This is a genomic window from Pseudoalteromonas sp. S558, assembly GCF_005886635.1.
GTDB classification, from domain to species: domain Bacteria; phylum Pseudomonadota; class Gammaproteobacteria; order Enterobacterales; family Alteromonadaceae; genus Pseudoalteromonas; species Pseudoalteromonas aliena.
In genome coordinates this window covers 1-405 of the sequence record NZ_PNDU01000580.1, presented here as the reverse complement: position 1 = coordinate 405, position 405 = coordinate 1, and the positions used below count along the sequence as shown (strand labels likewise).

1 pseudogene is annotated in these 405 nt (G+C 44.4%); it reads left to right on the top strand.

Annotated features, from left to right (window positions below):
• Window positions 1–353: pseudogene (locus CWB66_RS21515) on the top strand (transposase); the annotation flags it as partial.
• Window positions 354–405 lie beyond the last annotated feature (52 nt).

Genomic DNA, 405 nt, shown 5'->3' with positions numbered 1-405 from the left:
AAACACTGAAGACATTGCGCGCAGAGCAAATAAAGCATCGAACGGTCCTGGCCGGTTTTGGGAGTGACGTTTTCGTTGCCAAGCATTATTAGATGAAGCCGCATTGGCGGCCTGCATGGCGTATGTAGACTTAAATCCCATTAGAGCCAAAATGGCTAACACCCCAGAAGAATCTGACCATACCAGCGCTCAACTACGCTTAACATACGCAAAAGATGGCAAACAACCAAAACAACTACTGCGCTTTGCAGGCATGCCACGTCAAATCATGCCAAAAGGGCTCCAGTTTTAGCTATATATCGTACCTTGTACTTGTTGATCTAACAGGGGTATTAAGACGAGAGTATAAACGCTGGTAGATGTATAATATGAACATTCAGTTGCTTGAATGGCTTTCTATATGCC